This is a genomic window from Bordetella sp. MIP270_01_BMS, assembly GCF_054958705.1.
This window is the reverse complement of sequence record NZ_CM143297.1, coordinates 1371224-1393062: the sequence shown is the minus strand read 5'-3', so window position 1 is coordinate 1393062 and position 21839 is coordinate 1371224. Positions and strand designations below refer to the sequence as shown.

The 21839-nt window shown below is 65.2% G+C and carries 20 protein-coding genes; 12 read left to right on the top strand and 8 right to left on the bottom strand.

The window, feature by feature from the left end:
• Window positions 1-753 (bottom strand): molybdate ABC transporter substrate-binding protein, encoded by a 753-nt coding sequence (modA, locus tag ACV17W_RS06430; protein WP_462595590.1) that lies wholly within the window; start codon window positions 751-753, stop codon window positions 1-3.
• 313 nt (window positions 754-1066) lie between these two features.
• A complete protein-coding gene (locus ACV17W_RS06425; RefSeq protein ID WP_462595589.1) occupies window positions 1067-1975 on the bottom strand; it encodes a D-hexose-6-phosphate mutarotase in 909 nt (302 codons plus the stop codon).
• Window positions 1976-2235: 260 nt separating this feature from the next.
• On the opposite strand from ACV17W_RS06425, the gene ACV17W_RS06420 reads away from it, so the two are divergent.
• The 5 genes from ACV17W_RS06420 to ACV17W_RS06400 all read left to right on the top strand — a co-directional run bounded on the left by ACV17W_RS06420 (window position 2236) and on the right by ACV17W_RS06400 (window position 7848).
• Window positions 2236-2955, top strand: a complete 720-nt coding sequence (locus ACV17W_RS06420; RefSeq protein ID WP_462595588.1) for a gluconate 2-dehydrogenase subunit 3 family protein — start codon at window positions 2236-2238, stop codon at window positions 2953-2955.
• 1 nt (window position 2956) lies between these two features.
• Complete coding sequence (locus tag ACV17W_RS06415; protein WP_462595587.1) at window positions 2957-4732, top strand: GMC family oxidoreductase; 1776 nt, start codon at window positions 2957-2959, stop codon at window positions 4730-4732.
• Window positions 4729-6117: a c-type cytochrome gene (locus tag ACV17W_RS06410; RefSeq protein WP_462595586.1), complete on the top strand. Its 1389-nt coding sequence runs from the start codon at window positions 4729-4731 to the stop codon at window positions 6115-6117. The genes ACV17W_RS06415 and ACV17W_RS06410 overlap by 4 nt, the downstream gene beginning before the upstream one ends.
• Window positions 6118-6184: 67 nt before the next feature.
• Window positions 6185-6712: a TetR/AcrR family transcriptional regulator gene (locus tag ACV17W_RS06405; protein ID WP_462595585.1), complete on the top strand. Its 528-nt coding sequence runs from the start codon at window positions 6185-6187 to the stop codon at window positions 6710-6712.
• Window positions 6709-7848: an MFS transporter gene (locus tag ACV17W_RS06400; RefSeq protein WP_462595584.1), complete on the top strand. Its 1140-nt coding sequence runs from the start codon at window positions 6709-6711 to the stop codon at window positions 7846-7848. Before ACV17W_RS06405 ends, ACV17W_RS06400 begins: the two co-directional genes overlap by 4 nt.
• Before the next feature lie 19 nt (window positions 7849-7867).
• On the opposite strand, the gene ACV17W_RS06395 is transcribed toward ACV17W_RS06400, so the two are convergent.
• On the bottom strand, window positions 7868-8122 hold the full coding sequence (locus tag ACV17W_RS06395; protein WP_462595583.1) for a hypothetical protein: 255 nt from the start codon (window positions 8120-8122) through the stop codon (window positions 7868-7870).
• Window positions 8119-8310 (bottom strand): DUF3606 domain-containing protein, encoded by a 192-nt coding sequence (locus tag ACV17W_RS06390; RefSeq protein WP_462595582.1) that lies wholly within the window; start codon window positions 8308-8310, stop codon window positions 8119-8121. The genes ACV17W_RS06395 and ACV17W_RS06390 overlap by 4 nt, the downstream gene beginning before the upstream one ends.
• A gap of 133 nt (window positions 8311-8443) precedes the next feature.
• Here ACV17W_RS06390 and ACV17W_RS06385 point away from each other — a divergent pair, with 133 nt between their 5' ends.
• The 4 genes from ACV17W_RS06385 to ACV17W_RS06370 all read left to right on the top strand — a co-directional run bounded on the left by ACV17W_RS06385 (window position 8444) and on the right by ACV17W_RS06370 (window position 15728).
• Window positions 8444-11821, top strand: coding sequence for a molybdopterin-dependent oxidoreductase (locus ACV17W_RS06385; RefSeq protein WP_462595581.1), 3378 nt, complete (start codon window positions 8444-8446; stop codon window positions 11819-11821).
• 30 nt (window positions 11822-11851) lie between these two features.
• Window positions 11852-13315, top strand: a complete 1464-nt coding sequence (locus tag ACV17W_RS06380; RefSeq protein ID WP_462595580.1) for a short-chain fatty acid transporter — start codon at window positions 11852-11854, stop codon at window positions 13313-13315.
• Window positions 13316-13336: 21 nt separating this feature from the next.
• On the top strand, window positions 13337-14950 hold the full coding sequence (pruA, locus tag ACV17W_RS06375; RefSeq protein ID WP_462595579.1) for an L-glutamate gamma-semialdehyde dehydrogenase: 1614 nt from the start codon (window positions 13337-13339) through the stop codon (window positions 14948-14950).
• Between the two features lie 121 nt (window positions 14951-15071).
• Window positions 15072-15728, top strand: a complete 657-nt coding sequence (locus ACV17W_RS06370; protein ID WP_462596487.1) for a GntR family transcriptional regulator — start codon at window positions 15072-15074, stop codon at window positions 15726-15728.
• Between the two features lie 21 nt (window positions 15729-15749).
• Here ACV17W_RS06370 and ACV17W_RS06365 read toward each other — a convergent pair whose 3' ends face one another.
• Window positions 15750-15905 carry a TauD/TfdA dioxygenase family protein gene (locus ACV17W_RS06365; protein ID WP_462595578.1) on the bottom strand — a complete coding sequence of 52 codons (156 nt, stop codon included), beginning with the start codon at window positions 15903-15905 and terminating at the stop codon, window positions 15750-15752.
• Between the two features lie 294 nt (window positions 15906-16199).
• On the opposite strand from ACV17W_RS06365, the gene ACV17W_RS06360 reads away from it, so the two are divergent.
• From ACV17W_RS06360 to ACV17W_RS06350, 3 genes are all read left to right on the top strand, one after another.
• Entirely contained in the window at window positions 16200-16562 is a 363-nt protein-coding gene (locus tag ACV17W_RS06360) for a cupin domain-containing protein (protein ID WP_462595577.1), read from the top strand.
• Window positions 16563-16716: 154 nt separating this feature from the next.
• Window positions 16717-17718: a tripartite tricarboxylate transporter substrate binding protein BugE gene (locus ACV17W_RS06355; protein ID WP_462595576.1), complete on the top strand. Its 1002-nt coding sequence runs from the start codon at window positions 16717-16719 to the stop codon at window positions 17716-17718.
• A 19-nt stretch (window positions 17719-17737) separates the two neighbouring features.
• A complete protein-coding gene (locus ACV17W_RS06350; protein ID WP_462595575.1) occupies window positions 17738-18334 on the top strand; it encodes a helix-turn-helix domain-containing protein in 597 nt (198 codons plus the stop codon).
• A 21-nt stretch (window positions 18335-18355) separates the two neighbouring features.
• Here the strand turns inward: ACV17W_RS06350 and ACV17W_RS06345 are convergent, their stop codons facing one another.
• The 3 genes from ACV17W_RS06345 to ACV17W_RS06335 form a co-directional block, all read right to left on the bottom strand.
• The gene (locus ACV17W_RS06345; protein WP_462595574.1) at window positions 18356-19315 is read right to left on the bottom strand and encodes an alpha/beta hydrolase; all 960 of its coding nucleotides are present in this window, start codon (window positions 19313-19315) and stop codon (window positions 18356-18358) included.
• Window positions 19316-19480: 165 nt separating this feature from the next.
• Window positions 19481-20320: an alpha/beta hydrolase gene (locus ACV17W_RS06340; protein ID WP_462595573.1), complete on the bottom strand. Its 840-nt coding sequence runs from the start codon at window positions 20318-20320 to the stop codon at window positions 19481-19483.
• A gap of 41 nt (window positions 20321-20361) precedes the next feature.
• A complete protein-coding gene (locus ACV17W_RS06335) occupies window positions 20362-21822 on the bottom strand; it encodes an NAD-dependent succinate-semialdehyde dehydrogenase (RefSeq protein WP_462595572.1) in 1461 nt (486 codons plus the stop codon).
• Window positions 21823-21839: the final 17 nt, after the last annotated feature.

Here is a 21839-nt window from a genome sequence, read left to right as displayed (position 1 = left end):
CTAGCGGTGAAAGCCGTGCGAACGCATGACCTGGGCGACTTTCGGCCCCTTCAGGTAGAACAGGAACGAGCGCGCGGCGAGGTTGTCTTTGCCGTCTTGCAGCAGCACCGCATCCAGCCGGATCGGATCGTATAGCGAAGCCGGCACGATCCATGCCGAGCCCCGTTCGATCTGACTGTTCTTGTACACATACGACAGAGTCACGAACCCGAGATCGCTGGTGCCGCTGTTGACGAAACGGCGCGTGTCCGACAGGTCGTGCCGTTCGACGAGCTTGCCGGTGACCGTGTCGCGCAATCCCAGGCGGTCAAGCACCTGCATGGCCGAGCGGCCATAGGGCAGGATTTCCGGGCTGGTGATCGACAGGCGCCGGAACCGGTTGTTCTTCAGCACTTCGCCTTGCGGGTCGACGTAGCCTTCCAGCGGTGACCACAGCGCCAGCACCCGGGTAGCGTAGGTATAGCGCGTGCCGGGTACGGCTTGCCGGTCGGCCTCGAGCCGAGCCGGCGTCACATCGTTGCCGGCCACCAACACGTCGTAGCGGGCCCCTTGCTGGATCTGCGCATATAACACGCTGGTGGGCGCGGTGGTCAGCACGACCACATTGCCGGTCTTGCGTTCGTATTCGGCGGCAATGATGCGTATGGGAGCCTCGACGCCTGTGGAGACGGCAACGCGGACTTGCCCGGCATGCGCGGCGGCGGCGGCCATACAGGCCAGCGCGGCGGCCAGGTATTTCAGGCATGCATTCATGACAGTGTGGGGGCGCCGGCATGGCGCTTCATCTGTGTGGCCAGGCGTGGATTTGAGCATATTCCTGGCCCGGTGCACACCCGGTGCATGGGCTTGCGGGGCCATCCGCCAGGGTGCTACGCCCGCAATTGAACGGACAGAGGCCAATCCGGGGCCTTGTTGCGCTGAACCGTCGCGTGCGAAAAAGCGTCACATATGCGGCTGAGCCTTTCACCCCCTCAACGGAGCGTAGCCATGCAGGAAGATCAGTCTGAATTGCAGCCGATGAAATGGCCTGGAGACTTTCCGGCCAAGCACTGAGCCTTGACCGGAGTCAGTCCGGCATCGGCCTCGCAGCGATGGCGAGGCCGGTCGTGGCGGTTTCCCCGGGCCCGACCGTCAGGGCGTCGTCCAGGGCGCGGGCGGTTTCGATGCACACCATGTGCCGCCAGCCGTCCCGCGAGAAGTCACCCAGGCGGGCGGCCTTGTCGGGGCCGGGGTTCCACACCACCGTCGTGCGCGATCCGCTCGCGGTCAGTTGCAGCGAACGTCGCCAGCCCAGGTCATGCAGCGTCACGGGAGCATCCGTGTCCTGGTAGAGGCGGTCGGTCTCCCCTTGCAATGTGATCGCGCCCGCCTGCCGATGCGGCGTCCAGCCGCGCGCCATGTCCAGATAGGGACAGTCCTGCAGACCGTGGATTTCCACGCGCTGCACATCGGATATGGCCAGATAGGTGTGCAGCGCGAGCGCCGCGGTGAACGGCTCAGGCCCCGCATTGCGGATCGACAGGGCCAGACCGAGATCCGCACCGAACTGCATGCGCAGCTCGAGCTCGGCGCGGTGGCGCCAGCCCGGATGCTGACCGGGCGATACGCTATGGCGCAGAACGAGCTCGGCGGTGGCGCCCTGGGTGTTCTGCACGGCCAGTTCCCAGTCTGCCAGGCGTACCCAGCCATGCGACGGCGCGTCGCCGGGAGCGTTCACGCTGTTGCGCACCGCGGGCGGGTTATGAGCGTAAACCGCAAACCAGGGCCAGCAGATCGGAACGCCCCCGCGCGCCGCGCGGCCGGGCGCGAGGCGGGCCTGCTCGGACAACCAGACCAGCGGCGGCCCCTCGGCGGGCGTATAGCTGAGCAACTGGGCTCCTTGTTTGGCCACCAGGGCAGTGCCGTGAGGCGTCTGAATACGCCAGCCGGAAAGAGTGCCGATGGTCGTGGGTTCGATTCGAGTGCCTGAGGTCATGGTGCCGCCGCCTGGCCAAAGCACCATTATCGCGGGCCTGGCGCGAAAGGGAAGTCTGCGGCATTGTCGGGGTGCATTGCGCCGCGTAGCGCAACCATTGGCATCTGACGTAAGTAATTTTGTAGGCCCGCTGAAAAATGTACCGGCAACGCGGCGGAGAGACGGTAATTTTTCCCGGGCATGGCGCTTGCGCTAAGAGGCTGGCCCCGGCTGAAGCACAGGCCGGGTCTTGATCCAGCGCCTCCACTTCCATTCTGCCCATGCCCGATCATACCGCCCCCCCACGCCGCATCTTCCTCAAGCGCACCATGGCGCTGGTGCCAGCAGGCGCGTTGGCCACGGCCGGTCTGCCTGCATCCGTGGCGGCCAGCCGTGCAGAACCTCCAGTTGCTGCGGCCCGTTCCTACCAGCCCCGCTACTTCTCTGCGGCGGAATGGGCTTTTGTTCTTGCGGCCTGTGATCGGCTGATACCGGAAGACGACATCGGCCCGGGCGCGATCACGCTGCGTGTGCCCGAGTTCATCGACAGGGAGCTGGAGGGCGGCTTCGGCCATGCTGCGCACTGGTATATGCAGGGGCCCTTCGTAGAGGACGCGCCACCGGAGCTGGGTTACCAGTCGAGGCAGACGCCACGCGAGGTGTATCGCCGCGGCATTGCGGCGGTCGATGCCGAGTGCCAGCGGCGCCACGGAGGGCCGTTCGCCCAGCTCGCGCCCGCCATCCAGGACGAGGTGCTTGAAGCCTGTTCCACCAACCAGTTCGCCCCCGAAGCCGAGCGCCTGGACAGGTTCTTCAGCTTTCTCTGGCAGAACGTCCGCGAGGGTTATTTCGCCGATCCCATACATGGCGGCAACCACCAGATGGGCAGCTGGCAGATGATCGGCTTCACAGGCGCGCGCGCCAGCTACACCGAGTGGGCCGAACGGCACAATCGTCCCTACCCCCTGGGTGCCGTCAGCATCACCGGACAGCGGGCCTGACATGACGCAAAAGCGCAAGCCTGTAGACGTAGTGCTGGTCGGCTTCGGGTGGACCGGTGCCATCATGGCCAAGGAACTCACCGACGCCGGCCTGGACGTGCTCGCCCTCGAAAGAGGTGAGTCGCGGGATACCAATCCGGACTTCTCGTTTCCGCGCATCGCCGATGAGCTCACGTATGCCGTCAGGCACCGCCTGTTCCAGGACCTTTCGCGCGAGACGCTGACCATCCGCCACCGCATGGACCAGCGCGCGCTGCCGTACCGGCAGCTCGGCTCTTTTTTGCCGGGCGACGGCGTGGGGGGCGCCGGCGTGCACTGGAACGGTGTCCATTGGCGCGCCTTCGCGGAAGAACTGCGGCTGCGCTCGCACATCATCGAGCGTTACGGTGCAGGGTTCATTCCGCCCGACATGACGATTCAGGACTGGGGCGTCAGCTATGAAGAACTGGAACCCTACTTCGACCACTTCGAACAGGTCTGCGGCACCTCGGGCCAGGCCGGCAACATACAGGGGAAAGTGATCGAGGGTGGCAACCCTTTCGAGGCTCCGCGAAGCCGGGACTTTCCGCTGCCCGCGCTTCCGGCCCTGTACGACAGTGCCTTGTTCGCGCGTGCCGCGACCGAACTCGGTTTCCATCCGTTCCCGAGGCCCGCGTCCAACGCGTCCAGGCCGTACATCAACCCGTACGGCGTTCAACTGGGTGAGTGCAGTTTCTGTGGCTATTGCGAACGCTTCGGTTGCTACAACTACTCCAAGGCCTCACCGCAGAGCACCATCTTGCCAGTGTTGGTACAGCGCCCCAACTTCCAGTTGCGCACCCAGTGTTATGTGACGCGGGTGAATCTGAGCCGCGATGGCAAGCGGGCCACGGGTGTGACATACATCGACCCCACCGGCAACGAAATCGAGCAGCCCGCCCAGATGGTCGTATTGTGCGCGTACCAGCTGCACAACGTGCGTCTCATGCTGTTGTCGGGCATCGGGCAGGCCTATGACCCGGTGGCTGGAACGGGCGTGGTCGGCAAGAACTACTCGTACCAGATCATGAGCAGCGTCGACCTGTTCTACGGCGACGATCAGATTTTCAATCCGTTTGTGGGCGCGGGCGGTGCGGGTCATGTCATCGACGACTTCAATGCCGATAACTTCGACCACGGACCGCTGGGCTTCATCGGCGGTGCGTATATCGGGCCGGGGCGTACCGGTGGAAGGCCCATCGAGCAGATGCCGTTGCCGTCCGATGCGCCTGCGTGGGGGCCGGGGTGGAAACGCGCAGTGAAAGACCATTATCTGCACAGCATGTCCATCGGCACGCATGGTTCGGTCATGTCATACCGGGATTGCTACCTGGACCTGGACCCCACCTACCGAGACGCGTTCGGCTTGCCATTGTTGCGCATGACATTCGACTGGAAAGACAACGAGCTGCGCATGACCCGCTACGTGACCGAGCAGGCGGCGCGCATCGGCCGCCACATGCGGCCGCAGAAGATGGAGGTCTCCTACAACAAGCCCGGCAGTCATTACGATACGCGGCCCTACCAGACGACGCATAACGTCGGAGGAGCGATCATGGGGAGCGATCCGCGCAGCAGTGCGCTGAACAAATACCTGCAGAGTTGGGATGTGCCCAACGTATTCGTCATGGGGGCCGGCGCGTTCCCGCAGAATCTCGGGTACAACCCGACCGGCATCGTCGGGGCGCTGGCCTACTTTTCGGCCCATGCCATACGCACTCAATATCTGGCCAACCCAGGGCCACTGGTGGCGGCATGAGACGCAGATCGAAGCTCGCGCTTGGCATTCTTTTTGCGGCGGGCGTCATGGGCGGCGCAGCGGCCTGGCTGTTCGCTCCGGTTGATGGGCCGGCGGCGCCTTACATCGCGCCGTCGCTGCCGGCCACCATGGGCGCCAGCCCGCCGGTGCAATCACAGGAAATGGTGCTGCGCGGGCAATACCTCTCGCGCGCGGCCGATTGCGCCGCCTGCCATACTGCCAAGGGCGGCACCAAATACGCAGGCGGACTGCGCATGAATACGCCCTTCGGCGCGATCCATTCCACCAACATCACGCCCGACGTGGTGCATGGCATCGGCGCCTATACCTACGCCGACTTCGAACGGGCCGTACGGCAGGGCATACGGCGCGATGGCAAGCATCTCTATCCTGCCATGCCGTATCCCGAATATGCCGGCATTACCGATGAAGATATGCAGGCGCTGTATGTGTATTTCATGAATGGCGTGCAGCCCAGCGGTCAGGCGAACCTCGACAACGCCTTGCCATGGCCCTTCAGTATCCGGGCCGGCATGCGCGCCTGGAATGCATGGGCCAAGCCACCTGCTCCCCCCGAGCCGGACAGCGGCCGTGCCGCAGACTGGCGGCGCGGCGCCTATCTCGTGCGTACGCTGGGTCATTGCGGTTCGTGCCACACGCCGCGCGGCATGCTGGGCCAGCCCAAGGCCATGTCCGAAGAAGATGGCGCTGACTACCTGGGCGGCGCCGTGCTCGACGACTGGTACGCGCCGGGTCTGGCGCGTTCGCTCAAGACCGGTCTGCGGCCCTGGACCCAGGACGACATTGTCGAATACCTGGAGACGGGCCGAACTGAACACAAGGCCGCGTTCGGTCCCATGGCCGAAGTGGTGCAGCACAGCACGCAATACCTGACCGACGCCGACCGACGCGCCATTGCGGTCTACTTGCTGTCGTTGCCGGTGCCCGACAGCGCCGTCGATACAGACCACGAGCGTCTCGCCTCGCCGACGCAGGCGACCAATGAACTCTCGGACGCCACACCTCGCAGCCTGGGTGCGCGGCTGTACCTGGACAACTGCATAGGATGCCACCGCGCGGATGGCTTGGGCGATCCGCGCACATTCCCAGCGTTGTCCGCCAACAGCGCCATCACCAGCGATGACGCCACCTCGCTGATCCATGTGATCCTGGCGGGATCGGCCATGCCGTCCACGCAGAAAGCACCAACGGCTCTGTCCATGCCCGGATTCGCTTGGCGGCTCGACGACGAAGAGGTCGCCGAGCTCGCCACCTTTGTGCGCACCAGCTGGGGCAACGGCGCCAGACCGGTGTCGCCCGACGACGTGGCCGACTTGCGCGCCAGTACCGGACTGCCGCGCCCGGGCGGCGGCAACATGCAGTAGCAACGCGGGCGCATCCCGGGCAATCTCCACACTTGACGGTGTAAAACGATCGTTTTACATTGCCAGTATGGATACCAAAGCCAGATTGCTCGCCGCAGCCGAACGCCTGTTTGACCAGCAGGGTTTCACCCGCACCGGAATGGACCAGCTGGCGCAGGCCGCCGACATGTCCAGCCGCACGCTGTACAAGCACGCCAGCAGCAAGACCGAGCTCATCGCGTCGGTGCTGGCCGAGCGCGAGCGTCGCTTCATGCAACGGCTCGAAGTCGACAGCGTCGACGCACTGTTCCGTGCCCTGGCGGACTGGATGCGTGCAGAGGGAAGCCGTGGCTGCCTTTTCTTGCGCGCCATGGGCGAAACCGGCGGCGAGCTTGCCCCGGTTGCCGCGGTGGTCGCCGCGCACAAGACCCGTCTGCAAGCGAAGATCCGACAAGTGGTCAGGCTCGAAACCGGGGGCAAGGGTGGGGCGGCGTTGGCCGACCAGGTTTTCCTCTTGTTCGAAGGCGCCACGGCAGCCAGCGCCTACCGGGGGCCGGATGCAACCGACACCGCGCGCCGCGCCGCCGCGGCGTTGATACAGAGGGCGCTCGGTTGAGCCGGAACTGGCGGTTCGAGGCCGCGGGCTTCGCCCTGATCGCCGTCTGCTATGGCCTTGCCCGCTTTGCCTATGGGTTATTGCTGCCGAAGATCGATGCGGAATTGAATCTTTCCGCCAGCCTGGCCGGCCTGATCTCGGGCGGGTCTTTCCTGGCCTATTGCATCGCACTCGTGGTGGCGGCCTGGCTCACTGAACGCTGCGGCGCGCGGACAGTCTCGGTGGGCGCGGCCATTATCGCGGCGCTGGGCATGCTGGGCATCGCGGTGGCACAGTCGGCTGTCTGGCTGGCGGCTGCGGTCATGATCGCAGGGCTCAGTACCGGTCTGGCATCGCCGCCGCTCGCCGCAGCGGTAAATGGCGTCGTGCAACCGCAGCGAAGGAACTCCGCCAACACGTTCATCAATGCCGGGACGGGCGCCGGTGTGGTGTTGTCCGGCCCGCTGGCCTTGCTCATGGGAGGGCAGTGGCGAATGGCCTTTGCGTTGTTCGCCGCCCTGGCTTTCGGCGCTGCGCTGGCGATTGCCCGTTCCATCCCGCCGGGGGTGGGGGTGGCGCGTCGCGTTCGCGCGGGCGGCCCGCGTCTGGGCGCGGCTCTCAGGAAACCCGCCGCGGCGGCCCTGCTTGCCGGCGCGGCAAGCACGGCGATATGGTCGTTCGGCAGCGAGCTGGTGCGGCTGCGCCTCGAGTGGGGCACGGCAGGCGCCAGCCTGCTGTGGATGATCATCGGCGCAGCGGGCATAGGTGGCGCATGCGCCGGTACGTTGATCACCCGGGTCGGCCTCGACCGCGTGCATTGGTCATCGCTTGCCGCCATGGCCGCAGGCATCGTACTGATCGGTGCGGGCCCGCCGGGGGCGGCCCAGGCAGTCGCGGGGGGCGCCTTGTTCGGGGCCGCCTACATCGTGCTGACCGGGCTCTATCTGGTATGGGGCGTCGCCGCGGTCCCCGACCGGCCGGCCACCGGCCTGATGGTCAGCTTTCTGGGGCTCGCGATCGGGCAGACGCTGGGAGCGCCGTTGTTCGGTCTGATGATGAGCCACGCCAGCGTGGAGCACGCGGTGGTCGCTTTCGCCGTGCTGGGCCTTGCCGCGGGCTTCATACGAGCCGGCCCCGCGCGTCTGAAACCCGCCTAGGGCCCGCCGGCCGCGCGCGCTAGCTTTCCGCGGCGCAGTCCAGGCCGAACCGGGCGCGGATCTCGCGCCCGCAATTCGAGTCCGCCACGGTATAGGCGTCGCCGATCTCGGCGCAATATTCGGCCACCGCCAGCGCAAACGCCAACACCTCGGTCGTGGTCTGCGCTCTGGGCAGACCCGCGCCAGCGGCCATGCGAAAGATCGCCGAAGGATCGACGCAGACGGGCTCGAAAGGCGGCTTGATCAGGCCGCTGCGTACCGGGGCGTCGTTCATGGCCGTGCGACGTTCTTGGCGATGTGCTCTCGCACCTTGTCGACCATCGGGCCCACCTGGTCGACTGCCGCCCGCAACTGCTCGGGTGTCGCGCCGAGCGAATTGCTCCAGTAACGCAGTTCCCACTCTTCATTCACGTTGATGCGGCTGCGGTCCTGCGGTCCGCGTTCATTCAGATTGTCAGCCATGGTGTCCTCCCGAAAAAACCGGCGTGGTTGCAAACGCCGTGCCCGGGGGAATACGTGTTTATCCCTATATGGCAGTAGCGCGTCACACACTACCATGCGTGCATTCAGTAGCGCGTCACGCATCACACTGCTTATGAATTCACAGACAATCCCTGGCTATTGCACGTTGTGCAGATCCCGTTGTGGTGCGGTCAATCACGTGCAGGATGGCCGCCTGGTGGCGGTGACCCCGCTGGCGGCACACCCCACGGGAGGGGCGCTCTGCGCGAAGGGCCGCGCCGCGCCGGAGATGCTCGCTCCTGCACAGCGGCTGTTGCGTCCCATGCGGCGAACCAACCCGCGCGGCGCGGCCGATCCCGGTTGGCAGCCCATCAGCTGGCAGGAGGCCCTGGATGAGGTCGCGGCGCGGCTGGCAGCCGCACGCGCGCGCGACGGCGCCGAAGGCGTTGCATTCGCCGTGACGACGCCCAGCGGGACGCCCATGGTAGACAGCTTCGAATGGGTCGAGCGCTTCATCCGCCTGTTCGGCAGCCCCAACCTGATCTACGCAGTGGAAGTGTGCGGCTGGCATAAGGACTATGCGCATGCCCTGACCTTCGGACGCGGCATCGGCGTCCCTGACATGGACTACGCCGATACGGTGCTGCTGTGGGGGCACAACCCGGCGCGCACCTGGCTGGCGCAGGCCGCGCGTATTGCCGCGGCGCGCCAGCGCGGCGCAAAGGTGGTCGTGGTGGACCCCCAGCGAGACGGCTCCGCACAGCAGGCCGACCTGTGGCTGCGCGTGCGGCCGGGCGCGGATGGCGCGTTGGCCATGGGAGCCATTCGCCACTTGCTGGACACCAGGCGTTTTGATCGCGGCTTCGTGACCCGCTGGACCAATGCCCCGGCGCTGCTGAACCTGGAAAGCGGCGATCTACTGCGCGCGGCAGACCTATGGCCCGATGCGGGCTCCGCCGCCAGAGTCGGCATCGTCGACGGTCGTCCCGTCGCCCTGGACGCCGTGGATGCCGACGCGGCACCCGAACTCTTTGGTTCCTGGAAACTGCGTGCCCACGACGGCCGCTTGTACTCTTGCGTCACGGTGCTGCAGGCCCTCGCGGATCGGGTCGCGGCCTATACGCCCTCGGAAGTCGCCAGGCTCGCCTGGCTCGACGAAACCGACGTACATCGGTTCAACACCATATTCGAAAATTCGCCGCGCCTGGCCTATCACGCATGGACAGGGGTCGGGCAGCACACCAACGCCACGCAGACCGAGCGCGCCATAGCCTCGCTGTACGCCCTGACCGGGGCGTGCGACCGGCAGGGCGGCAATCTGTGGACCGTTGCGCCGCCATATCGCGCGGTGAACAGCTATCGTGAATTGCTGCCAGAGGCGCAACGCGCCAAGGCGCTGGGCCTGGATGAGCTGCCGCTCGGCCCGCCCAGTATGGGATGGATCACCGTGCGCGACTTCAGCCAGGCGGTGTTGCGGCACGATCCTTACCCTGTTCGAACGCTCATGACCTTCGGCACCAATCTGCTGGTGTCCCAGGCCGACGCGGCGCGCAACATGGCCGCACTGCAGGCCCTGGATTTTCACGTGCATGTCGATATGCATATGAATCCCACCGCGTCGAACGCCGACATCGTGCTGCCGGCCAGCATGCCCTGGGAACGCGAAGCCCTGAAGCTGGGATTCGAAATCAGTCAGCAGGCCGTGGAACACGTCCAGCTCAGGGCACGGGTCGTTGCACCGGCCGGCGAGTCGCGCGCCGACTATGAAATCGTCCTGGCGCTGGCCGAGCGGCTCGGTCTGCGCGACCGGTTTTTCGGCGGCGACATGGACGCCTGCTGGAATCATCAGTTGGAGCCGCTGGGCATCACGGTGCAGGACCTGCGTCAGCAGCCCGAGGGCATGCGATTCCCGCAGGCGTTTGCACACGAAAAATATCGGAATCCGGCTCACGGCGGGGCGCCCGGGTTCCCGACGACGGACGGCCGGGTGCAGCTTTTCTCCGAGGCGCTGCACGCCATAGGCCAGCCAGCCTTGCCGGAGTATGTCGAACCCGCCGACACGCCGGCTGTCCATGACGGTCGCTATCCGCTGGTGCTGACCACGGCCAAGACCGGCTGGTTCGTCCATTCGTCCCACAGGCATGTGGCCGCGCTGCGGCGCAAGTCACCCGATCCGCAGATTCATATCAGCGCGCGCGCGGCGCAGAACCGCGGCGTCACGACGGGCGACTGGGTGCGTGTGAGCACGCCCTACGGCGAGGCAAGCCTGCGGGCCAGAATCAACAGCGATCTGCATGACGATGTGGCGATCGCGGAATTCGGCTGGTGGCAGGGCTGCGAAGCGCTGGGCCGCGCCGCCAGTCCTATTGTGGGCGCGGACTCCAGCAACATCAATGCGTTGCTCACCGATAGCCATCGCGATCCCGTCAGCGGATCCGTGCCCCTGCGAGCCTCGGTGTGCGAAGTGGTGCGCGATGACGCGCGCAATGTCGGCCGTTGGGCGGGCGAGCGAGAGTTTGTCGTGGCGCACAAGCGCAAACTGTCTGAAGACGTGGCGGAATTCCGGCTCGAACCGGCCGATGCCGGCAGCCTGCCCGATTTTCTGCCTGGCCAGCATGTGATCGTTTCCTTGCCGCAAGGCAATGCGCGGCGCGCCTATTCGCTCACCGGGCCTCACCGAGCTCCCGGCCATCTGTCCATCGCCGTGCGCCGCGTGCATGGCGGTCCGGGCCCTGACGGAGTCATGTCCACGGCAATGCACGGCTTGCACGAGGGCGCGCGCGTCCTGTTGAGCCCGCCGTCGGGCGTGTTCACTCCACCCTTGCAGACAAAGCGCCCGGTGGTGCTGATGGCGAGCGGCATAGGCATCACTCCGTTCCAGGGATACCTGGAAGCGCTGGCCCTGCACAACCGGTCCGCCCCACAAGTGTGGCTGGTGCACGCATGCCGGGACGGCGTGTCGCATCCGTATGGCGATGCGATTGCGCGCCTGGCGAACCGCGTGGGTAGTGTCCGCCTCCACACGGTTTATTCGCAGCCCGGATGCCACGATGTCCAAGGACGCGATTACCACCAGAGCGGCCAGCTGGAGTTCGGCTGGCTGGATGCGGCGCTGATCGCGGCCGAGCCTCTCGTGTATCTGTGCGGGTCCGCGGGATTCATCGCGCATTGCACCGAGCAACTGATCGCGCGAGGCGTTCCCCGCCATGACATTTCCACTGAGGCATTCGCCAGTGAAGCGCGCGTGCCCGACACGCTCGCGCCGCAGCCGGTTCAGATCCAGGACGAGGGCAAAGCCTACACCTGGAAGCCGGCCGATGGCAGTTTGCTCGATGCGGCAGACCGGCACGGCTTGAACCTTCCCAGCGGCTGCCGGGTAGGGCAATGCGAAAGCTGCGCCATGCGCATCGTCTCTGGCGAAGTCGCACACCTCACCACCTTCGATGGTCCTTCCGACATCTGCCTGACCTGCCAGGCAGTGCCCATTACCCCCCTGATATTGCGCAGGTAACCCTAATCTCCCTTTCCACCGGAGTCTGCCATGCCTAACGATCAACTTGTTGCCCCTGCGCCCGCCGAGCGCATGCAGCCACCCAGCAGCGTCATTGAGCGGTTCTCGCAGGCTATTGTCGCCTGGTCAGAAAAGTGGTTTCCCGATGCCTACGTGTTCGTCGTCGTGGCGTGCGTGGTCGTGGCCTTGGGTTCGATTCTGCATGGCGGCGATCCGCTGGCCGTGAGCCAGGCCTTCGGCGCTGGCTTCTGGAGCATCATTCCCTTCACCATGCAGATGGCGCTGGTCGCCATCACGGGATATGTGCTGGCCATGTCGCCGCCGGTAGCATGGATGCTGCGTGCCCTCGCGCGGGTTCCCTCCACGCCGCGCGGCGCCGTCGTGTTCATCGGCACGCTCAGCATTCTGCTATCCCTGGTCAACTGGGGCCTCAGCCTGATTTTCTCGGGGCTGCTGGTGCGCGAAATGGCGCGCCGCACCGACATGCGGCTGGATTACCGGGCGGCTGGCGCTGCCGGTTATCTTGGGCTGGGCTGTGGCTTCACACTGGGCATGAGTTCCTCTGCCGCGCAGCTGCAGGCCACGCCGGCGAGCATCCCGGCGTCGCTGATGCCCATCACCGGGGTGATCGAGTTTTCCGAGACCATACTGACCTGGCAAAACCTGGTGGTGGTGATCCTGGTGACGGTCGTGTCTGCGCTGGTGTGCTATTTCACGACGCCCAGCCCGGAGCGCTCGAAAACCGCGCAGGACCTCGGCGTGGACCTGACCCAGGACAAGCTGCCCGAAGTGCATCGCCAGCGTCCGGGCGACTACCTTGAGTTCAGCCCCTTGCTGACCGTGGCCGTGCTCGTGCTGGCGGCGGGATGGCTGTACACGACGTTCCGCAGCGGCAATCCCTTGATCACCCTGTCGCAGTTGAACACCTACAACTTCGTGTTCCTGATGCTGGGGCTGTTACTGCACTGGCGCCCGCGCAGTTTCCTGGAAAGCTTTGGCCGCGCTATGCCCAGCATCGGGGGCGTGCTGCTGCAGTTCCCGTTCTATGGCGGCATCGGCTATGTGCTCACCAAAGTGGTGAACGAACACGGGCACTCGCTTTCGGATGCCATTGCCACGTGGTTCGTCAGCCTCGCCCATGACAGCACGGTGTTCTCCATACTCGTCAGCATCTATTCGGCGTTTCTCGGCTTCTTCATTCCCTCGGCCGGAGGCAAGTGGATCATCGAAGCGCCCTACATCATGGAAGCCGCCAACCAGATCCAGGCCCACCTGGGCTGGACGGTCATGGTCTACAACATCGCCGAAACGCTGCCGAACTTCATCAACCCGTTCTGGATGCTGCCGCTGCTGGGCATCCTGCGGCTGAAGTCCAAAGACCTGGTGGGATATACCGCGATTCAGTTCCTCGTCCATTTCCCCATCGTCATCGCGGCGGCCGCCATCCTGATGCACACCTTCACCTACGTTCCGCCGGTCATTCCGGGCCAATGACGTCGACTTCCGGACATAGAAATGAACACCTCGCATATTGCCAACGAACCCGTCCTGGAATACCGCTGCGGCAGCACAGAGCGCCGCCAGCTCGAGCAAGCGCTCGACGAGCTGGCCCGGCCGTCGCAGGTTCCGCTGGTCATTGGTGGGCGGCGCCATCATGGCGCAAGTTCCCGCACACTTTGCTGCCCGCATGATCATGCGCGCACGCTGGGCACCGTGGCGCAGGCCGACGAAACGCTCAGCGCCGGGGCAGTGCAAGCGGCGGTGGACGCCCAGCCTGGCTGGGCCGCCATGCCCTTCCATGAGCGGGCCGCCGTGTTCCTGCGCGCCGCCGAGCTTCTCGCGGGGCCGTGGCGACAGAAGCTCAACGCGGCCACCATGGCAGGGCAGAGCAAGACTGTGCATCAGGCAGAGATCGATTCGGCGTGCGAATTGATCGACTTCCTGCGATTCAACGTCGCTTTTGCGGAACGCCTGCAGCAGATCCAGCCGCTGTCGATCAACAGCGCGCAGAACCGGCTCGATTACCGCCCCCTCGAAGGGTTCGTTTACGCGGTCTCTCCCTTCAATTTCACCGCGATCGGCGGCAACCTGCCTTGTGCGCCCGCGCTGATGGGAAACACGGTGGTCTGGAAACCCGCCTACACGGCCTCGCTGAGCAACTACTTTATCCTGGAACTGCTCGAGGCGGCGGGCCTGCCGCCTGGCGTGATCAATTTCGTGCCGGGTGATTCCGCCGCGGTTTCCGCAGCGGTGCTGGGCTCGCGTGAATTCGCCGGGCTGCATTTCACGGGCTCCACCGCCGTATTCGACAGCCTGTGGCAGCAGGTGGCCCGCCAGTTGCCCAACTATCGAACCTATCCCCGCCTGGTGGGAGAAACCGGCGGCAAGGATTTCATACTTGCCCATGCATCCGCCGATCCCCGGGATCTCAGCGTTGCCATGCTGCGCGGGGCGTTCGAATACCAGGGGCAGAAGTGCAGCGCTGCATCGCGCGCATATGTGCCCGCCTCGCTGTGGCCCCGCGTCCGGCAGGCGCTGCTCGACGACCTGGCCACCGTGCGCATGGGCGACGTCGCCGACTTCGGCGTCTTCATGGGGGCGGTCATCGACCGCAAGGCCTACGACCGCATCATGCGGTACATCGGCCAGGCTCCGTCGCAGGGCTCCACCGTGCTGGCAGGCGGACGTGGCGACGACAGCGTGGGATTTTTCATCGAGCCGACGGTGATCGAGGTGTCCGATCCCGACGCGGCAACGATGCAAGAGGAAATTTTCGGCCCGGTACTGTCGGTATACGCCTACCCGGACAAGCAGTGGGACGACGTGCTGGCCCTGGTGGATCGCACCAGTCCCTATTCGCTGACCGGCGCGGTGTTTGCCAACGACAGGCATGCCGTTGCGCAGGCCACGGCCGCCTTGCGGCACGCGGCGGGCAATTTCTACATCAACGACAAGCCCACCGGCGCCGTCGTCGGGCAGCAGCCGTTCGGCGGAGCGCGGCGCAGCGGCACGAACGACAAGGCGGGCTCCATGCTCAACCTGCAGCGCTGGGTGTCGCCTCGCACCATCAAGGAAACCTGGGTTCCGGCTCGGGAATACGGCTATCCCTCCATGGGGCGGGCGAGTTGAGAGCTCATGGCCATGCGTGCGCGCCAGCAACGATGGGCGCGTCACGCGCTACTGCGGCGGGTTTGCTAAAGTAAGCACTGGAATCAGCACCCAAACGTAGGAGGTAGTACGCATGGCCACGATGGCGCCGCCCGCTAATCTGCGCGAAACTGTGATCGCACAGTTGCGCTCAGAGATCGTCACCGGCGCGGTGGCGCCCGGGAAAATCTATTCGGTTCCCAGCCTTGCCAGCGAACTGGGCATTTCCACGACGCCCGTGCGAGAAGCGCTGCTCGAGCTGAGCCGCGCCGGGCTCGTAGAGCCCATGCGCAATCGCGGCTTTCGTGTGCAGGAAACCACGCCGCAAGACCTCGAGAACCACTTCGACGTGCGCGTCATGCTTGAATCAGGGGCGTTGGTGGCGCTGGCGCGCCGTGGCCTGACCGATCCCGAGCCCCTGGTGGCGCTGGCTGACGAAGTGGCGCAGGCGGTCCAGGACGAGGACGTCGGCCGCTACATCGAAACAGACCGCTGCTTTCACGAGGCCCTGGTCGGACGTGCGGGTAATCCGCTGCTCACCCGCATGATCATGAGCCTGCGTGCGGACATGCGCCTATATGGCATCAATTCGGCCGAGGGGCGCGAACGGCAGCGTGCCTCGGTGAGCGAACACTACCAGATGGTCGAGCTGGCGGTGGCGGGCAAGGCCGACGAGATCTCGGCCCTGATCACTCGTCACATCCAGTCGTGGAAGCCGCTGTTCGCGGCGGCGCTCAAGCCCCGGGGCGCGGGGCGATAGGCGGCCATCAGAAGGCGGGCGCTACGTGGGGCGCACACCCTGGATCGTGATGCAGTGCATCTCGCGTCGCTGTCCGGGGTAGTCATTGATGGCGTAGTGCATGGTGCAGCGGTTGTCCCAGAAGGCCATCGAGCCTTTTTGCCAGCGGAACCGGCAAGTGTTTTCCGGCATGGACATGCGCTCGCCCGGTTGAAACCGAGCTTTACCGCAACAACAATCCCATGACCGCTGGCCGATAGCCGGCGAGTCCTTGCAATTCCCTGAGGCAACCCCGTGGGCGCTCAACATCGACGGCGCAAGCGTCGAGGCGGGCGATGCGCCGCCGCTTGCGCCTGCCGAGCGGGCCTCTGCATCGTCCCGCGCCTGTTGGCTGCGCGATCGCGCCCGCGCGGGTATCATCGGCGCGCCCGCCGCGCGGTGCGCGCTTTCATTCACTTTAAAGGTCCACGCCGGACCACTCATGGAGATCTTATGGCCGTCATACTTCTTTCCCAGACTGCTGGCATCCGCGATCTGGACGACGCGGGCACGGTGGGAAAGCCGCTGTCACAGCCGGCATGCACGCTGCGCGCACAAGAGCTGGACATCCCCGGCGCCGACTCGCTGGGCCAGGCTATCTGGGAATGCACGCCGGGGAAGTTCAGGCGCGAAGTCAAATCCGCCGAGGTCATGCATATTCTTGCTGGCCGCGGCGTTTTCACGCCTGAAGGCCAGGAGCCCGTGGTGTTCAAGGCCGGCGATACCCTGATGATGTCGCCATGTACCGAAGGGGTCTGGGAAATCCAGGAAACGGTGCGCAAAGTGTACGTGTTGCTGCCAGCGGCCGCTTCCTGATCAAACCGGCGCGGCCGCGCCGGCGGCGCTTTCGCCCGGCGTGCCGCGCAGGCTCGGGCTTTCCCGAATAGTCTTTTTTTTCGAAATTAGCGAAGGTTCGGTTTGTGAATTTACTGTAAATAGTAAATTTGTTTTCCTTCACTTCGAGATCAATATGCTGCGCTTCATGACGTCCCGGTTTGCGCGCATCCTGGGGCGAACGCTTCCGGTTGCGCTCCTCTGCATCAGTTCTTCTGCCCAGGCCGCATATCCCAGCCGTCCCGTGACACTGGTGGTGCCGTTCCCCACTGGCGGCAATTCAGATATCGTGGCCCGCCAGGTTGCCGAGCGGCTATCGGCCTCTCTGGGCCAGCCGGTCATTGTGGAAAATCGCGCGGGCGCAGGGGGGCTCGTCGGCAACCAGGCGGTTGCCCGTGCCCAGCCTGACGGCTATACCTTGCTGCTGGGGGGCATGTCGACGCAGGTGCTGCTGGCCGGCACCGCTGCCGAACTGCCGTACGACCCGGTGCGCAGCTTCTCGGCCGTTGCACTGATATCCAAAGTGCCCTTGGTCCTGGTGGTGCCGGCTACGTCGCCGGCCAAGGATCTGAAGAGCTTCGCGGAATACTTGAAGCAGTCACCGGGCAAGTACAACTTCAGCTCGGCCGGCATCGGCACTTCTGGCCATATCACTGCGCAGTATTTCGCCAATGCGATCGGAGCGGAGGTGGTGCACGTGGCGTACCGGGGCAGTTCCCCGGCCCTGGTGGACCTGGTCGAGGGCCGCAACGCCTTTCTCGTCGACACGCCTCCCGTGATTAAGGAACTGGCCAAGGCGGGCAAGGTGCGCGCGCTGGCGGTATTCAGCGAAAGCCGTCTCGAAGAACTGCCCGACGTGCCCACGGTGGCCGAGGCCGGCCTGGGCGACGTGGTCGAGCATATGCTGCAGCCTTGGCAGGCGATATTCGTGCCGGGCGGCACGCCCGCGGCGGTCGAGGCCGTCATCCATAAAGCCGTGGACCAGGCCGTGAGCGACCCGGAGTTCCAGGCCAGGCTGCGCCAGCTGGGTCTGATCCCCATGGGAGGGTCGCTGGCCGAAGCAAAAAGACTGTTCGAAGTAGACTACGCAAACTGGTTGCCCATCCTCGACAACATGGGGTTGAAGTCATCTCCTTGATTCCTGCCCCTTCGTTCGCATGAACCACGACGACTCCGAATCCATCGGACAGGCCATCCGGCGTATCCGCAAACACAAGAAGATTTCGCTGCAGGCGTTATCTTCCGCCTCCGGTGTCGCGATTGGCATGCTCAGTCAAATCGAGCGGGACCTGGGCAATCCTTCGCTGAAAACCCTGATGCGCATCCAGCAGGCGCTGGATGTGCCCCTGAGTGCGCTTTTCGACGGCGCCCGGGAACCCGGCTCGCCATCGGATGATCTGGCCGCGCACGTGCGGCGGCAGGGCACGCGTCGGGCGGTGCAGTTCGGCACACCGCTCATGACCAAGGAAATGCTGTCGCCGCCGGCCGGCGAACGCCTGCAATTCATGGTTCTGAACATCCAGCCCGGGGGCAGCTCAGGCGCCTCTCCGTTGAGCTACGCTGCCGAGAAGGGCGGGATGGTGCTGCATGGCACGTTTGAACTGAATCTGGCCGGCAAGGTTTTGCAGTTGCACAGTGGCGACAGCTTCCAGTTCGACGGTGCCACTCCGCACACCTTCAGCAATCCATTCGACGAGCCGGCCAGCCTGCTTTGGATCATCTCTCATGAGCCAGCGAGCAGCCGGCATCTGTAGACCGGGCCTGCGCTGAACACCCTACCAGCGCTGCCTGGGCGCGGGCAGTTCCAACGCCTGGCGCAGGGCATCGCACAACAGCTGGAATTCCGCTTCCGCCACGGCGCTGTATCGGCGTGCGCGCAGGAAACCGTGGATCATCCCCACACCGACGCGCACCTGCGCGGACGTTCCTGCCGCGGCCAGCTTTTCGGCGTAGCGCAGCCCATCATCCAGCAGGGGGTCGTGGTCCGCCAGCAACAGGTACGCCGGCGCCAGTCCGGCGTGATCGGTTGCGCGCATCGGCAGCGCGTAGCCGTCGGTGGTGCCCAGTCCGCCGGGCAGGAAAGCGTCCAGCGCAAATGCCATGGCATCCCGAGTCAGGAAGGCATCCTGCGTGTTGTTGCGATAACTGGGCGTTTCCAGGTCCGCATCCAGGGTAGGGTAGATCAGCGCCTGCATGCGCAGGCGCGGGCCTGATCTGTCGCGGGCCAGCAGGGCGCATGCAGCGGCGAGGTTGCCTCCCGCGCTGTCGCCGGCCACCGCGAGGCGGTCGGGGTCGACCCCGAGCATAGGGGCCTCGCTGTGCGCCCAGCACAGGGCATCGTACGCATCCATCGTGGGCGCGGGGTAGGGGTTTTCCGGCGCGCGGCGGTAATGCACGCTGAAAACCTGAGCGCCCGTGTTGCAGGCCAGGCTCGCCGTAATGAAATCGTGGCCCTGCGGGCTGCCCGCCACGAAACTGCCTCCGTGCAGATAAACAATCGTGGGCATGGGCCCATCGCTGCGCGGTCGATAGACGCGCACCGGGATCTCGTGGCCCTGCCGCACGATGTACGTGTCGGAAACCTCCAGGAATTCCGGGTAAGGCTCCCGCACCAGCGCTGCATACTGGTCCGCCCGCATTCGGCGTTGGGCCAGCGTGATCTGCAGTCCGGCCATCTTGCCGAGCGCACGCCTGGCCTCATCTACGTAAACCTGGATGCCTGAGTCGTATGTCATGCCCGCCTTCGCCGTGTGCCTCTGATGGGCTGGCACTATATCGTTTTTTTTTGTTTATATAGAAAAAACACGCTTTCTGCTGCGTGCCCGCCCAGCCCGGCGTGGTGCCAGACTGTCAGCCTCGCTCTTGCGGATGACGCGTCCTTGCCGATACAGCGTTGCGGCTCAACGGCCGGCCACCAGGTCGGCGAGGCGGCGTCCCAGGGGGCGGTCGGGGTTGGCCAGGTCGAGCACGACATTCATGTGGTTCGCGCCATTCACCGGCATCAATTCAGTGGGAAGCCCCGCTGCGTCATGCCTGGCGTACATCTGTGCGGCCTGGTCGACGAAGGGCGCGGTCTCTTCCGTGCCGTAAGCGTAGATGCGGGCGGTTTCCCCTAGCGGCTCGGCATCGAGGGGCGTCCAGTCCCGCGCCTCGGCAGGGGTCATGCGCGCTTCGTGCTTCAGGAAGCTGGCCGGAATGCCGGAAAGCTCGTATATGCCGCTCACCAGCAGCAGGCTCTGCATGGATGGCAGCGGATCTTGTGCGGGTTCGCCGGGGGCGACGGCTGCCAGATAAGAGGCAAGGTGGGCGCCGGCCGAGTGCCCGCTGGCCGACATGCGGGCGGGGTCGCCACCGATTTCGCGGGCATGCGCATGCAGCCAGCGGGCCGCCCGGCGGACCTGGGCCACCAACTGAGGCAGACGGACCTCGGGCATGAGGTCATACTCGACCACGGCCGCAATGCCTCCCGCGGCAATGACCGGTTCGGCCACCAGGCGGTAGTTGGCCTTCTCGCCGGACCGCCAATAGCCTCCGTGCACCAGTATGTGCAGCGGTGCGCCGCGCGCCGGCTTGTCCGGAAAAATCAGGTCCAGTGTTTCACGCGGGCGCTCGCCGTAGGCGACATCGCACTTCAGCGTCGCCCGCGCGGCAATGGCGCGACTGCGTTCGGCACATTCCGCCGCGATGGCGTCGAAGTCGGGCACGAAGTCCCGGATCAGATAGGCGTCGCTGCCCTTCATTGATTCCTCCGTTGTGGCAGGATGGCAAGGCCCTCGCGGGTCTAGAGCGTTACCGCGTAATACTTCGGCTCAGTGAACTCCAGTATGCCGGTGACGCCGCCTTCGCGGCCCAGTCCGCTTTGCTTTACACCGCCGAACGGGGCTGCCGGATCCGACATCAGGCCGCGATTGATGCCCAGCATACCCGTTTCGAGTCGTTTGCCCAGGCGCATGGCCCGCTGAAGGTCTGCGGTGTACAGATACGCGGCCAGACCATATTCGGTGTCGTTTGCCAGGCGCACCACTTCGTCTTCAGTATCGAATCGGTAAACGGGCGCCACCGGGCCAAAAATTTCTTCCCGTGCGATGGGTGCGTCGGTCGGTACATTCACCAGAACGGTCGGCGGATAAAAGTAGCCCGGCCCGCGCGCGGGAGCCCCGCCGGTGGTGGCGCGCGCGCCCATCCGTACCGCCGTCGAAACCAGGTGATCGATCTTCTCGATTGCGCGCGGCGTGATCATCGGCCCGCATTGCGTTTGCGGGTCATAGCCGGGGCCCACGCGCAGCGCCGCCATGCGCTCGGTCAGGCCTTGCACGAAGTCGTCGTGTATGCCCGATTGAACATAAAAGCGGTTGGCGGCGGTGCATGCTTCGCCCGCGTTGCGCATCTTGGCCACCATGGCGCCATCCAGCGCTGCATCGAGGTCTGCGTCGTCCAGTACGATGAATGGCGCATTGCCGCCCAATTCCATCGAGCAGCTCACGACGTTCTTGGCGGCCTCTGCCAGCAGGATGCGGCCCACGCCCGTGGAACCCGTAAACGAGAGTTTACGCACCCGGGGGTCCGCCAGCATGGCGTTGGTGATTTCGCCGGGCTGCCGCGTGGTCAGTACATTGACCACACCGGGGGGAACGCCGGCCTCTTCCCCCAGGCGCGCCATGGCATACGCCGTAAGCGGGGTTTCCAGGGCCGGCTTTAATACCACGGTGCAACCCGCCGCCAGGGCGGGACCGATTTTGCGTGTAGCCATTGCCGCCGGAAAGTTCCAGGGAGTGATCAGCACCGCGATGCCGATCGGTTCGTGGTCGACCAGTATCTGGTGCGAGCCGGATGGGGTGTGCCGGTATTCGCCGCCGATGCGCGTTGCTTCCTCGGCATACCACCGGAAAAACTCGGCGGCGTACCCGACTTCGCCGCGCGCGTCGGGGAGCGCCTTGCCATTTTCCAGCGATATCAGCATGGCCAGGGATTCGGCGTGCTCGATCATGAGCTGGAACCATCGCCGCAATATTTCAGACCGCTGGCGTGCAGGTGTGTTGCGCCAACCGTGGGCGGCATCGGCAGCTGCCGCGACTGCCTGCATGGCGTCATCGGTGCTGGCGTCGGCCACTTCGGCCAGGACCTCGCCGGTAGACGGGTTGACCACGGGTACGCCTGCGCGTTTGTGCCACCTGCCGCCTATATAGAGGCCTTGTGCGTGCAGGAGAGGATCTGCGTAACCGGTCAGTTCGGGAATAGCCATGGTGGGGTGGGGCTCCT